Source organism: Plantibacter sp. MDV22-iso1, assembly GCF_058408345.1.
In genome coordinates this window covers 785,786-800,007 of sequence record NZ_JBZVDY010000002.1, presented here as the reverse complement: position 1 = coordinate 800,007, position 14,222 = coordinate 785,786, and the positions used below count along the sequence as shown (strand labels likewise).

At 70.3% G+C, this 14,222-nt stretch carries 10 protein-coding genes; 7 read left to right on the top strand and 3 right to left on the bottom strand.

Translation table 11 applies throughout. The features are described from left to right. The first annotated feature begins 64 nt into the window (after positions 1-64). The 6 genes from AC4PMY_RS14430 to AC4PMY_RS14405 all read left to right on the top strand — a co-directional run bounded on the left by AC4PMY_RS14430 (position 65) and on the right by AC4PMY_RS14405 (position 7,459). Positions 65-1,189, top strand: coding sequence for a bifunctional 2-methylcitrate synthase/citrate synthase (locus AC4PMY_RS14430; RefSeq protein WP_491623059.1), 1,125 nt, complete (start codon positions 65-67; stop codon positions 1,187-1,189). 69 nt (positions 1,190-1,258) lie between these two features. Further along, positions 1,259-3,085: an Ig-like domain-containing protein gene (locus tag AC4PMY_RS14425; RefSeq protein WP_314139148.1), complete on the top strand. Its 1,827-nt coding sequence runs from the start codon at positions 1,259-1,261 to the stop codon at positions 3,083-3,085. Between the two features lie 85 nt (positions 3,086-3,170). Beyond that, positions 3,171-3,605, top strand: a complete 435-nt coding sequence (locus AC4PMY_RS14420) for a hypothetical protein (protein ID WP_071260440.1) — start codon at positions 3,171-3,173, stop codon at positions 3,603-3,605. 124 nt (positions 3,606-3,729) lie between these two features. Then, positions 3,730-4,281, top strand: coding sequence for an acyl-CoA thioesterase (locus AC4PMY_RS14415; RefSeq protein ID WP_079003589.1), 552 nt, complete (start codon positions 3,730-3,732; stop codon positions 4,279-4,281). Positions 4,282-4,422: 141 nt separating this feature from the next. Then, positions 4,423-6,372 (top strand): Ig-like domain-containing protein, encoded by a 1,950-nt coding sequence (locus tag AC4PMY_RS14410; RefSeq protein WP_491623058.1) that lies wholly within the window; start codon positions 4,423-4,425, stop codon positions 6,370-6,372. Between the two features lie 91 nt (positions 6,373-6,463). Next, entirely contained in the window at positions 6,464-7,459 is a 996-nt protein-coding gene (locus tag AC4PMY_RS14405) for a DNA-3-methyladenine glycosylase family protein (protein WP_240555582.1), read from the top strand. A gap of 29 nt (positions 7,460-7,488) precedes the next feature. Here the strand turns inward: AC4PMY_RS14405 and AC4PMY_RS14400 are convergent, their stop codons facing one another. Next, positions 7,489-9,276: a phytoene desaturase family protein gene (locus tag AC4PMY_RS14400; protein WP_491623057.1), complete on the bottom strand. Its 1,788-nt coding sequence runs from the start codon at positions 9,274-9,276 to the stop codon at positions 7,489-7,491. 139 nt (positions 9,277-9,415) lie between these two features. Between AC4PMY_RS14400 and AC4PMY_RS14395 the strand changes: the two genes are divergently transcribed. Beyond that, the gene (locus AC4PMY_RS14395; protein ID WP_491623056.1) at positions 9,416-13,177 is read left to right on the top strand and encodes a proline dehydrogenase family protein; all 3,762 of its coding nucleotides are present in this window, start codon (positions 9,416-9,418) and stop codon (positions 13,175-13,177) included. Between the two features lie 69 nt (positions 13,178-13,246). Here AC4PMY_RS14395 and AC4PMY_RS14390 read toward each other — a convergent pair whose 3' ends face one another. Beyond that, positions 13,247-13,597 (bottom strand): GntR family transcriptional regulator, encoded by a 351-nt coding sequence (locus AC4PMY_RS14390; protein WP_491623055.1) that lies wholly within the window; start codon positions 13,595-13,597, stop codon positions 13,247-13,249. A gap of 89 nt (positions 13,598-13,686) precedes the next feature. Then, positions 13,687-14,124 carry an Lrp/AsnC family transcriptional regulator gene (locus AC4PMY_RS14385; RefSeq protein WP_064294884.1) on the bottom strand — a complete coding sequence of 146 codons (438 nt, stop codon included), beginning with the start codon at positions 14,122-14,124 and terminating at the stop codon, positions 13,687-13,689. Positions 14,125-14,222: the final 98 nt, after the last annotated feature.

Sequence of the window (14,222 nt, the reverse complement as noted above, 5' to 3'; positions counted from 1 at the left end):
GCCGGGTGCCAAGCTCGACCGACGCGCGCAGGACGCGCGCAGGCAGTACGCAAAGGAGCAACGCATGACCGAAGCGACCAGTGACATCAAGAAGGGTCTCGCCGGCGTCGTCGTCGACGTGACGAGCGTCTCGAAGGTGAACCCGGAGACGAACTCGCTGCTCTACCGCGGGTATCCGGTCCAGGAGCTCGCCGAGCACTGCAGCTTCGAGCAGGTCGCGTACCTGCTCTGGAACGGTGAACTGCCCACGGGGGCCGAACTCGCGGAGTTCACGTCGTCGGAGCGGGGCCAGCGCGCACTCGACGACAACGTCAAGGCGGCCATCGACCTCCTCCCGACGACGAGCCACCCGATGGACGCCCTCCGGACGGCGGTCAGCGTGATCGGTGCGAACGATCCGACCGCCGAGACGAACACCCCTGAGGCCAACGCGGTGAAGGCCGCGAGCCTGTACGCGAAGCTGCCCGCGATCGTCGCGTACGACCAGCGCCGCCGCCATGGTCTCGAGCTCGTCCCGCCGCGCGACGACCTCGGCTACAGCGCCAACTTCCTCTTCATGACCTTCGGCGAAGAGGCCGATCCGGTCGTCGTCGACGCGTTCGACGTGTCGATGATCCTCTACGCGGAGCACTCCTTCAACGCGTCGACGTTCACCGCCCGGGTCATCACCTCGACCCTCAGCGACCTGTACTCGGCGGTCACCGGAGCGATCGGCGCGCTCAAGGGCGCCCTGCACGGTGGGGCGAACGAGGCCGTCATGCACGTCTTCGACGAGATCGGGACCGCTGACCAGGCCAGCGCCTGGCTCGACGCGGCGCTCGCCGAGAAGCGCAAGATCATGGGCTTCGGACACCGGGTCTACAAGAACGGCGACTCGCGCGTGCCGACGATGCTCAAGGCGCTCGAGCGGCTCGCCGAGCACTACGGCAAGCCCGAGATCCTCGAGCTGTACACGACGCTCGAAGCGGACATGGTCGCGCGGAAGAACATCAAGCCGAACCTCGACTACCCCTCGGGCCCGGCGTACAACCTGATCGGGTTCGACACGGCCACGTTCACGCCGCTGTTCGTCGCCGCTCGGATCGTCGGGTGGACGGCGCACATCGCCGAGCAGCTCGCGTCGAACGCGCTCATCCGTCCGCTGTCCGAGTACGTCGGGCTCGACGAGCGGCACGTGCCGACCGACTGAGGGACGAGTTCTCCACAGATTCGGCGGCAGCCCCCATGGCGATATTCCAGATGAGTAGCCTCGGTCCTCGTGACTGCTCTGATTCGTGCTCCGCGCTCCTTGCTCCTGCGATCCACGCTCTCGGCCCTCGCCGCTGCGACCATCCTGCTCACCGCGGTGGGAGTCCCGGTCCCGGCGTCCGCCGCTCCGCCCGTCGGTTCCATCGCCGACCCCCAGGAGCACGACGACGGACCCCGTGACGCGTTCGGCACCGGGGACGTCCCCGGTGCGCCGGACGCCGTGGCCCCTTCGGCAGGCACCTCGAGGGTGATCGGCAAGCTCGTCCTGCAGAACCGGTCCAGTGGATCCTCGGCGTACGTCGGGCTCTCCGCGCCGGAGTCGGGTCGGAACGTCCAGCGGCTGTACTCCTCCTCGGTGGGCGGAGCAGCGTCGCTCGCGGGAACGTATTCCCTCCCTTCCGTCGGTGCGGCCGGGCCGATCACCGGCGTGGGAGCCTCCTCGACGCTCTGCCTGACGCCCGCCGGCGACGGCTCCCGGGCGTTCGTCGCAGCCCGGACGTGCACCGGTTCCCCGTCGCAGGACTTCGAGTGGCGCTACGTCTCGAACACGTGGGTCGCCGGCTACGCGCTGTACCCGGTGTCGAGTCGGTACTCCCTGGGTGGGACCGACACCGACACCTTCGTCGAGCTCACGATGGACGCGCTCACCGACGTCGTCGTGGAGTCGCAGCTGGCCCCGATCGAGCCGTTCGAACTGCGTACGCCGGCGATCGGCGCCACGGTGGACACGCCGTCCCCCACGTTCAGCGGTATCGGGCAGCCCGGATCGTCCATCTCGATCCGCACCGACGCGCAGGCCCTGCTCGCGAGCACCAGTGTCCCCCTGGACTCGACGTCCTGGTCGGTTCCGTCGATCCAGCTCGAGCCCGGCCGCTACACGGGCACTGCGACCCAGAGCGGGACCGGTTCGGATGTCCAGGTGCGTTTCGACTTCACGGTCCCGTCGCCGCTCGCGCCCGGCGCCTCGATCCCCACGCCGACGCTCGCCCCCGGTCAGTCCGTGGAGGTGGAGGCGACGTTCAACGCCGATGCCGGTGGTCAGCGCATCGACGTCTACCACCCGGCGAACACGCGGATCACTGCGGTCGACCACCCGGCCTTCACACTCGACGCGTTGGGCATCGGGGGTGTCTTGCCGGTCGGCGCGACCACGCTGAGGTTCACGCTGCGGGCGAACGACGACGCTCCCGTCGGCGAGGCCACGGGCGGCAAGGTCACCTACGGTTCCTCCCGCATCACGATCGCCGACTTCACGGCGAACATCGTCCGGGCGCCGGACGAGCCGATCGCCCCCTTGGTGGTCGAGTCGCCGAGGCGCGGCGAGACGATCAGTGAGACGACCCCCGTGTTCAGTGGGACCGGCGAGCCGGGGTCGCGCATCGAGATCCGTGGCGCGTGGGGCGACGTCCTCGGCTCAGTGGAGCGGGTCGACGCGAGCGGTGCTTGGTCGATCACATGGAACAAGAGCCTTTTGCCGAGCCGGTATGCCGGAGGCACCGTGAAGCAGTTCGTGGACGGGGTACCGACGCACACCTTCGTCTACGACTTCACGATCGTCCAGCCTCGACTCGTCGTCACCTCGCCGAGAGTCGGCGACACCCTCACCGGCACCAGGCCGGTGTTCACCGGTACGGCGAACCCGGGGGCGCGGGTGCAGATCACGGGCGCGTGGGGCACCGACCTCGGCTCCGCGATCGCCGACCCACGGACCGGGGAGTGGACCATCACCTGGCCGCGTGACTATCTCCCGGCGCGGTACTTCGGCGGCACCGTGACCGAGACCGTCGGCGGCAAGGTCATCGCCTCGTCCGGGTACGACTTCACCCTCACCCAGTGAGCTGACCATCGGGCCGCCGGCCCGGTGTCACTGCACCGGGTCGGCGGCTCCTGCCTCCCCCTACCGAGCCTCCGAAGGAGTACCCATGCCCAAGCAACCCACCCTCCTCGCCGCCGCGGGCCTCGCCGTCATCGCCCTCACCGGATGCACCGACGCGGATGCGACGTCGACGACGAGCGCGTCACCGACGGTCGCCGCCGAGTCCACCACCGGTTCCGAGTACACGATCCCCGACGTCACCGATGAGTGCGTCGACGGCACGGCGACCATCGTCGACGACAGCTCGAACGTGACCATCGACGGCGACTGCGAGAACGTCGTCGTGGAGGCCTCCAACAGCATCGTGACCGTGACGGGAGCCGTCGTGAACCTCTCGTTCAACAGCTCCATCACCCTCGTGAACGTCTCGACCGTCGACAACGTCACGTTCGTCGAGGGAGCCAACGGCAACAAGGTCGCGACCTCGTCGGCGCCGGTGGTCACCGACAGTGGGGAGGGCAACACCGTCGCCGCTGACTGACCGTCGGCGATCCGGCCCAGGTGTGTCGGACGCCACACGTCGCCAGGCGTCCCAGGACCCGGGTGTTGTCGAGTCGGGACAACCGTGGTGCACGACGCCGCGCCGGCGGGATACGGTCGCATCCGTGCACCTCATCTTCCGCACCATCGCCATGTTCCTGCAGTCCCGCCGTCGAGCCCGCCGCGGCGAGCGCCTCGACACCTGGGACGTCGGACGGATCCGGTTGAGCGTGCTGCCGACCGACCTCGACGTCCTCGGCCACATGAACAACGGTGTCTACCTGTCGATCTTCGACCTCGGCCGGTTCGACCTCCTGATCCGGAACGGACTCTGGGATCGCTTCAAGCACCTGGGCTGGTACCCGGTGGTGTCGAGTGAGAGCATCACGTTCCGGAAATCGCTGCAGCCCTGGCAGCGCTTCACCGTCGAGACCCGCGTGACGGGCTATGACGACAAGGGCGTGTTCATCGAACACCGGGTGGTCGTGGGCGGGGAGATCTACACGCAAGCCCTCGTCCGAGGTCGGTTCCTCAAGCGCTCGGGCGGCGTGGTGGCGCTCTCGGAACTCATCGAGCTCACCGGCCCGGCTCCAACCGACCTCCCTGCATGGCAGGCGCAGTGGGCGAGGGATGTAGCCCTGCCGCCCACGAAGGCGTCGGCACCGAGCGACTGGTGAACCGGAAGAGTTGGTCGACATACTGGATTAAGCAACTGGAATACTTGTAGGCTGACCGCGTTCGTTCGCGAACGCTCCGCCGGTGCGTCCGGACGGCCCTCCCTCGGGTCGTCTCGGGCGCACCCTTGCGAAAGGTCGCCCATGAAACTCCCCATCCCCATTGCCATCGTCAGTCTGCTCGGCATGACGGTGAGTCTGCTCACCGGTCCGGCCGCCCGGGCCACCGAGCCGGCGCCTGACACGACCCCGGCGGTGTCCTCGGTCGAGGGCAGGTTCGTCGGCCAGGCGTTCCCCTCCGGCTCGGACGCCTTCTTTGCGGTCGGTGGCTCGACGGACGTCCTGAACCCGGCCAGGGTGACGCTGCACGCCACGCTCGACCAGGCGCTCGCCGCATCCGGCCGCTGGACGTTCCCGTCGGTGGACGCGTCCGGTCCGGTCACGACCACGGTCGGAGGCGTCACGAGGTGCCTCCAGCCTGATCCGTCGCAGGCCTACAAGTACGTGTACCCGGCGGTCTGCACCGGCTCGACCGCGCAGCAATGGGGCTGGGAGGTCTTCGCGAACGACCGTGTCAGCGGATACGGCCTCGTCTCGAACGGCGGAGCAGGTGGCTTCCTCCGTCAGTTCGACGGCAGGCTGGCCGTGGGCGGGTTCGGCTCGGTCGTGGACGCCGACCGGGTCACCCCGGAGGGACTCGATCCCGTCCCCGTCGCCATCCCGGTCACCCTCGAAGCGCCGACGCCCGGGTCCGTCGTCCGGGAGCCACGTCCCGTGTTCAGCGGGCGAGGCACGCCCGATGCGGTCGTCGAGGTCCTCGACTCGTCCGGCGGACCACTCGCCACGGCGACCGTCACCGCAGAGGGCACCTGGTCTGCCGTTCCGACCCGCGATCTCGCGCCCGGAGCGCAGTCCGGCACCGTTCGTCAACGCTCTGACGACTCGACCGCGAACTGGTCGCTGACCTACCGCGTCGTCACAGCGGTGACGGTCCGAACGCCCGCACTCGACGCCACGGTGGACGATCCGCGTCCGGTGTTCTCCGGTCTCGGAGAACCGGGCGCGCGGGTGACCGTCCTCGATGACACGACGGGTGTGACGCTGGTCGACGTCGAGGTGGACGGAAGCGGCGCCTGGAGTCAGCAGTCACTCCGGACGCTCGAGCCGCGCGCGTACACCGCGACCGCGACGCAGGTCTTCGGGGAACAGCGCACCACGGCACCGCTCCGGTTCACCTATCGGGAGCCCACGCCCGAGCCGGGCCCGGTCGAGGACGTCACCCTGCTCTCGCCCGCCATTGGGGAGACCATCGAGACCGCAGACCCGGTGTTCAGCGGTCGTGGAGAGCCGGGCGCGACCATCCGGGTGATCGGTGCCTGGGGTACGGAGATCGCTGCAGCCGAGGTCGGAGACGACCATCGCTGGGCGGCGCCGATCAACAAGAGCCTGACCCCCGGTCGGTACAGCGGCGGCTCCGTGCGCCAGGAGATCGACGGGATGGAGCAGTCTCGCGCGCCGTACGACTTCACCGTGGCCGCCCGCGCGGTCGTCGCACCGCTTGTCGTGGAGTCGCCCGCGAGCGGTGGCGTCATCTCCTCGTCGGTGCCCGTGTTCAGCGGCACGGCACAGCCCGGTGCGAGGCTCGAGATCTGGAGCGCATGGGGCGATCTCGTCGGCACCACCGAGGCCGTCGCTGCGAGTGGACGCTGGACGATCAGCTGGAACAAGTCGCTGCTCCCCGCCCGGTACGCGGGTGGCACCGTCCGACAGATCATCGGCGGCGTCGAGACGCACCGCTCCGTCTACGACTTCACCGTCGCATCCGTCCTCAGGGTGACGTCGCCGAGGATCGGCGACACCCTCACCGGTACGCGGCCCGTGTTCACCGGCACGGCGACACCGCTGGCCGACATCGAGATCATCGGAGCCTGGGGCACCCGACTCGGGACGACGAAGGCCGACTCCTCGGGCTCGTGGACCGTCGAATGGAGTCGGGACTACCTCCCGGGCCGCTACCAGGGCGGACGCGTCGAGCAACGCGTGAACGGAACGTTCATCGATCAGGCCGGGTATGACTTCCGCCTGGTGCGATAGCGGATCGTCGGCGGCTGGTGAGGCATCCTCACGCCCCTCAGCCGCCGTCGGCGTCGCCGGATGTCGGTGGTCACCACGTAGGGTGACCACCATGTCCGCCTCTGCATCGTTCGCCGCTCCATCACTGTCCTCCGTCGAGGCCGCGCTGCAGCCGACCGGATCGGTGTCGCGCGAGGCGGAGCCGATGCGGACGGTGTACCGCCCGAGCGGTCCACTCGACGTCCACGGCACCCTGCGGCTGATCGCCCGGGGAGGCGACGGACCCTGCTACCGCCGCACGCCTGGCGGGGTCTGGCTGACGGCGCGGACACCGCACGGTGGCGCGACGCTGTACGTCTCGACGGTCCGCGACGGCAGGGTCGAGGCGACCGCCTGGGGTCCGGGAGCCGAGTGGATGATCGCCGGCGTGCCTGAGCTGCTGGGGCGCGACGACGACTGGTCGGAGCTCGACGTGAGCCGGAGCCCGCTCCTCACCGAGGTGTCCCGACGGAACCCGGGGTTGCGGTTGAGCCGCAACCGGCTCGTGTTCGAGATGCTCGTGCCGTCGATCCTCGAGCAGAAGGTGACCGCACTCGAAGCGTGGCGTGCGTGGCGCCTGCTCGTGCGGCGACACGGTGACCCGGCACCAGGGCCGGCACCCGAGGGCATGGTCGTCGCGCCGTCCGCCGAGACCTGGCGGATGGTTCCGAGCTGGGAGTGGCACACGGCGGGTGTCGGGCCGCAACGGTCGGAGACGGTCGTGCGGTCGTCGCGACTTGCCGCCGCGATCGAGCGGACGATCGACGAGCACCCCGATGACGCGTCACGGCGCCTCCAGAGCCTGCCAGGCATCGGCGCATGGACGGCCGCCGAGGTGACGCTCCGAGCGCACGGCGACCCCGACGCCGTGAGTGTCGGCGACTACCACCTCGCAGCCTCGGTGGGTCAGGCGCTCACCGGCTCACCCGTGGACGACGACGGTATGCTCGAGCTGCTCGCACCCTGGGCTGGTCACCGGCAGCGGGTGCTGCGGCTCATCGGCCGGAGCGGCATCCACAAACCGCGTCGCGGCCCGAAGATCACCATCCAGGACCACCGCCACCACTGAGCGCGGGAGCGCGCTCTCCGGCGTGCGGGTCAGGCGTCCAGGACGGCCATCGCCGCGTTGTGCCCGCCGAGCCCGCTGACCGCGCCACCGCGTCGGGCCCCAGCGCCGCAGAGCAGGACGCGCGGGTGCGCCGTCGCGACGCCCCACCGCTCGGCCGCCGTCGACCGAGGGGCGTCGTCCTCCAGGAACGGCCACGACAGCGGGCCGTGGAAGATGTTCCCGCCCGGCATCGCCAGGGAGCGCTCGAGGTCGAGCGTCGTCCGCGTCTCGATGCAGGGCCGCCCCTCGGCGTCGAGCAGCAGCAGGTCCTCGATCGGCTCCGCGATTACCGAGTCCAACGATCGCAGTACCGCGGCCTGCAGTGCGTCACGGAAGGCGTCGTGGCCGCCGGGGACCGCGTCCGCAGCGACCGCGAGCCGATGCGGCACATGGAGGCCGAACACGGTGAGCGTCTGCGCCCCCGAGGCCTGCAGCTCCGTTGACAGGATGCTCGGGTCGCTCAGGGTGTGGCAGTAGATCTCACACGGCAGCGGGTCGGGGATCCGGCCGGCCTCCGCCTCGAGGTAGGCGTGCTCCAGCTGCGCCCAGCCCTCGTTGATGTGGAAGGTGCCGCCGAACGCCGCCGCCGGATCGACGGCCGGGTCGAGGAGCTTGGGGAGTCTCCGCAGCAACAGGTTCACCTTGACCTGGGCGCCCTCGGGATGCGGGACATCGTCCTTCGGCGCTGGCGCCGTGCCGAGGATCGAGTCGGCATCACGCCACTGCACCGGCGTCCCCCGCGCTGCCGACCACGCGGCGTACGAGGCCGCGGCCGCCCGCTGCTCCGCCGCCGGGTCGAGGAGGCGCTCCAGCACCGCCGGAGCCGCGCCCGACAGGATCCACTCGCCGCGGACGACGACCCCGGGGCGAGGCCGGAACCGATCCTGCGCCGCCGCCGGTTCGGGCGCCTCGAGCTCCGCTTCCGCGGCGAGGTCCACATACGTGACGAGCCCGTGCTCCGGTTGGATGGACGTCACCTCGGCGAGCGTCCGGATCTCGGCACCGGCCTCTTCGGCGGCTCGGCGCAGCGCGTCCGTGACCGCGCCCATGCCGCCGACCGGGACGTCCCAGTCACCCGTCCCGCCGCCGATCAGGTGGTAGAGGAAGCAGATGTTCTGCTGCAAGGTCGGGTCGTCGGCGCGGGCGAAGGTGCCGATGAGCGCATCCGTGAAGACGACACCTCGGACGAGGTCGGAACGCGCGGCGTCCTCGATAGCACGGCCGATCGGCTCGTCGAACACCGCCGACCAGATCGACGCGACCTCTGCGGCCGGCACCCCGAGGTCCGCGGCGGCGGCGATCGCCGCGTCACGCGCATCGGAACGGCTGCGGAGCGGCTCGAGCACCGTCGGCCAGAGCACCGAGGCCAGGTGACCGATCCGACGGTGCAGTTCGGCGATGCCCGCGGCGTCCTCCGGATGCCCGATGGATGCAAACGACGCGACGGTGGCGTCGTCGTCACGGTTGTCGATCAGGAGACCCGTGCCGGGGTTCGCGGGGTCGGGCGTGTACGAGGAGAAGCGGCGCCGGACGAGCCGGACGTCGAGCCCGAGGTCGTCGATGATCCGCTGGGGCAGCAGGCTGACGAGGTACGAGTACCGGGACAGGCGTGCGTCCACGCCGGGGAACGGACGTTCCGAGACAGCTGCTCCACCCGTATGGTCGAGGCGTTCGAGGAGCAGGACGCGCTTGCCCGCGCGTGCGAGGTAGGTGGCGGCGGTGAGGCCGTTGTGCCCGCCGCCGACGATGACGGCGTCGTACTGCTCGACGGAGTGCATGACCACACCCTATTCGCAGCCGCACTTCGACAGGCTCAGTGACCGGGGGAGGGCGCTCGGCGACCGGGGTGCTCAGCCGCCAGGCGTGTACTCGCGAGCCTCAGCTGGGATCATCGGATCGGAGCATAGGCTGAGCAGCATGGCGAACGTTGCGAACGAGGGTCCCACCGAACCGGTCGGACTCGCGGATCGTGCGATCGCCCTCGCGTCGAAATGGGTCGACGAAGGGGCGGAAACTCCGACCGATCCCGCCGCCGAGCGGCTCGCCGGCGTGCTGCGCGACCCCAACGGCCTCGAGTTCACCGTCGGGTTCGTCGACGGCGTCATGCGCCCGGAGGACCCGCTCGTCGCCGGGAACGCCCTCGCCGCCCTCGCGGGTCGGACGCCGCGGTTCCTGCCCTGGTACGAGCAGGCCGCCGTCCGCACGGGTGGTCTGGTCGGTCCGGTCCTGCCCTGGGTCGTCGTACCCGCCGCGCGACGCGTCCTCCGGGGCATGGTCGGCCACCTCATCGTCGACAGCCGTCCTCGTGAGCTCGGCAACGCGATCGCGAAGCTGCGCGCCGACGGTTCACGGCTCAATCTGAACCTCCTCGGGGAGGCCGTCCTCGGCGAGGGCGAGGCGGCGAGACGGCTCGCCGGCACCCGCGAGCTCCTGCAGCGCCCCGACGTCGACTACGTGTCCATCAAGGTCTCGTCGATCGCCAGTCAGCTGTCCATGTGGTCGTTCGAGCAGGTCGTCGACCGCATCGTCCGTCGCCTCGTGCCGCTCTACGAGCAGGGGCTCGCGACCGGCACCTTCATCAACCTCGACATGGAGGAGTACCGCGACCTCGACCTCACCATCGCGGTCTTCACCCGACTCCTCGACCAGCCGCAGCTGCTGCACTACCAGGCCGGCATCGTCATCCAGTCCTATCTGCCCGACGCCCTCGAGGCGATGATGCAGCTCACCGCCTGGTCGAAGCAGCGCGTGGCCGCCGGTGGCGCGCCCATCAAGGTGCGGCTCGTGAAGGGCGCGAACCTCGCGATGGAGCGGGTCGACGCGGCGATCCACGGCTGGCCGCTCGCGACGACCGGATCGAAGCGCGAGACCGACACCAACTACAAGCGCGTGCTCGACTGGGCGCTCACGCCGGCGCACACGGACGTCGTGCGGGTCGGGGTCGCCGGGCACAACCTCTTCGACATCGCCTACGCGTGGCTCCTCGCGGGCGACCGCGGTGTACGTGAGCGGGTGGACTTCGAGATGCTGCTGGGGATGGCGACCGGTCAGGTCGAGGCCATCAAGCGGGACGTCGGGGCGGTGCTGCTGTACACGCCCGTCGTGAACCCGAAGGAGTTCGACGTCGCGATCTCCTACCTGGTCCGCCGTCTGGAGGAGAACGCCAGCGAGGAGAACTTCATGTCGGCGGTGTTCGAGCTCGCCGAGAAGCCGACCCTGTTCGCACGCGAGCGACGTCGGTTCCTCGCCTCGGTCGACGCCCTCGGAGAGACCGCCGGGCAGGTGCCGACCCCCAACCGGACGCAGGACCGCGCCGCGGAGGCCCCGGAGGCACCGCTGTCCGACAACGACGGGGACGACCGCTTCCGCGATCCTGCGCAGGCGCCCGACGCCGGACTCACGCAGCAGGTCCTCGGGCTGGAACGCGGATCGAGCGGCGGCGAGGACCGCTTCCACGCCGACCCCTCCTCCGCGTACGTCGAGACGGCGGTCTTCTCCCGCTCGGAGCGTGGTGGTGTCGTCGACGGCGCCCCGGGCTTCGAGAACACTGCAGACACCGACCCCTCGCTCGCGGCGAACCGGGCGTGGGGAGCGTCGATCCTGGCGCGCGTCCCGCAGTCGACCCTCGGTGGCTCCGCGGTCGCGGCCGCAGCCATCGACGACCCACGTGTCCTCGAACGCACGATCACGATGGTCCGCACCGCCGGTGAGCGATGGGGAGCCCGCCCGGCCGCCGAACGGGCCGCCGTCCTGCACGCTGCAGCTCGGGTCCTCGCCTCCCGTCGGGCAGACCTCATCGAGGTCATGGCGAGCGAGACCGGCAAGATGATCGCCGAGGCCGATCCCGAGGTGAGCGAGGCCGTCGACTTCGCGCACTACTACGCGGCCAACGCGCCCCTGCTCGAGAGCGTGCACGGGGCGAGCTTCGTCCCCTCCGCGCTCACGGTCGTGACGCCGCCCTGGAACTTCCCCGTCGCCATTCCGGCCGGAGGCGTCCTCGCGGCGCTTGCCGCCGGCAGCGGCGTGATCATCAAGCCCGCTCCACAGGCGAAGCGGTGCGCGGCCGTGGTCGTCGAGGCGCTCTGGGACGCCGGGGTGCCGCGCGACCTCCTCGTGCTCGCCGATGTGGCGGAGGGTGACCTCGGTCGTCGGCTCGTCTCCCACCCGGCCGTCGACCGGGTGATCCTGACCGGCTCCTTCGAGACGGCGCAGCTGTTCCGTGGGTGGCGTGCCGACCTGCCGCTGCTGGCGGAGACGAGCGGGAAGAACGCGATCATTGTCACGCCCAGTGCCGACCTCGACCTCGCCGTCGCCGACATCGTGAAGAGCGCCTTCGGGCACGCCGGGCAGAAGTGCTCGGCCGCGTCGCTCGTGATCCTCGTCGGCTCGGTGGCACGATCCGACCGCTTCCTGCGGCAGCTCGAGGACGCCGTCCGCTCGCTCCGGGTCGGCTGGCCGTCCGATGCGCGGACGCAGATGGGGCCGATCGTCGAGCCGGCGGGGGAGAAGCTCCTCGCCGGGCTGACCGAGCTGCGCCTCGGCGAGAAGTGGCTCGTCGAGCCGAAGCTGCTCGACGACTCCTCGGTCAACTTCGGCCGGCCGAGCGAGCGCCTCTGGTCGCCTGGGGTCCGCACCGGTGTCCAGCCCGGCTCGCCCTTCCACGTGACCGAGTACTTCGGACCGGTCCTCGGTGTCATGCAGGCCGCGAACCTCACCGAGGCGATCGCCCTGCAGAACGCGACCCCCTACGGACTGACCGCGGGCCTGCACACCCTCGACCCGGTCGATCTCGGGGAGTGGCTCGACACCGTCGAGGCGGGCAACCTGTACGTCAACCGGGGCATCACCGGTGCGATCGTGCAGCGCCAGCCCTTCGGCGGGTGGAAGCGTTCGTCGGTCGGGACCGGCACGAAGGCCGGCGGCCCCAACTACCTGTTCGGGCTCGGCGAGTGGCGACCTGATCCGGGATCGGCGAGCCGCAGCCTGCATCTCCGCGGGCTCGACACCCGCATCGTGAAGCTCATCGAGTCCGCCCAGCCGTCGCTCACCTACGAAGCCTTCGACGTGCTGCGACGGTCGGCGCTCAGCGATGCGATCGCGTGGGGGAACGAGTTCGGCGAGGTGAAGGACGTCTCGCAGCTCGGCGTGGAACGGAACCTGCTGCGCTACCGGCCGGTTCCGGTCGCGGTGCGGGTCGCGTCGGGGGCCGACCTGGGCGACGCGCTGCGGGTCCTCATCGCCGCGGTGCGGTCGCGTTCGCGGTTCACCGTCAGCCTCGGTGGTCGGCTGCCGCGCGAGGTGCGCGACTGGCTGTCGGAGCTCAGCATCCCCGTTTCGCTCGAGACCGACGAGCAGTGGCTGACCCGGATGGCGGCCCGCGGGTCGATCGACACGGGCGAGCTGGGCCAGGAGCCACCGGTCGCGACCCGGGTGCGGATCGTCGGTCCGCGTCCCGAGACGGTTGCGGAGGCTGAACCCGGGACGGAGGCCTCCGAGCCTGAGCCGCTCGCGAAGCGACTCGCTGAGGTGCTCGGCGGCGATCCCGAGATCGCGATCTGGGGTGGACCGGTCACCCAGGCCGGACGGGTGGAGCTCTTGCCGTTCCTGCGTGAACAGGCGATCTCGATCACGGCGCATCGGTTCGGTAACCCCGATCCGTGGTCCCAGAGCGTCATCTGACCCTGAACCCGTTCCCCGGTCCCTGAGTCCGTTCCCCGGTCCCTGAGCCTGTCGAAGGGCGAGCCGCCGTCAGGCGCGGAGCGCGGCCTCCACGAGCGCCACGGCGTCCTGCGGCGAGACACCGAGGTCCCGGATGCGGTCCGCGTACGCCGCCGCCGCCAGCTGCGCTTGCCGGTCGATCGCGTCGCCGTGCGCTGACACGAACGTCCCCGCGCGCCCCCGGGTCTCGATGACCCCGTCGGTCTCGAGCAGCCGGTACGCCTTCGCGACGGTGTTCGGTGCGATCCCCAGCTCGTCGGCCAGACCGCGCACCGTCGGGAGCTTCGCGCCGGTCGCCAACCGCCCGTCGCGGACGGCCTCGATCACCTGCGTCCGCAGCTGCTCGAACACACTGGTCCCCGCCTGAATCGTCCACTCCATTCGCCCATCCTGCCCGCGAACGGTCACGAATGGCGACTTCGGACGAGCCGCACTGTGCGTTGGTGACCGTTCGCGGGCCGGGGGAGGGGTCAGTCGATGTGGCGGTGGATGAGGCGGGTGAGGACGATCGCACTGCGGGTGTGGTCGACGTTGGGGGCGATCCGCACCTTCTCCAAGGCGTCCTCGAGGGCTGGGATGTTCCGGGCCCGCATGTGCACGATGGCGTCGGCGCTCCCGGTGACGGTGCCGGCGTCGACGACCTCCGGGACGCCCGACAGGATCCGCAGCAGCTCGTTGGGGGACACGGTGCCGCGGCAGAAGAGTTCGACGTAGGCTTCTGTCTGCATGCCGTCGACCGTGGGGTCGACCTGGATCGTGAACGACTGGATGACCCCGTCGGCGACGAGGCGGTCGACGCGTCGCTTCACCGCTGAGGCCGACAGGCCCACGACCGCGCCGATGTCGCCGTAGCCGGCGCGTGAGTTCTGTCGGAGCAGGTCGATGATGCCGCGGTCGAGGTTGTCCATGAGACTCAGTGTAAGCGCAATCATTGTGCGAAAAGCTGCCACTTCGCAGTATTCCTGCGCCAAACTCCGTGAAAACGCTGCGAATCGCATGCGATGAT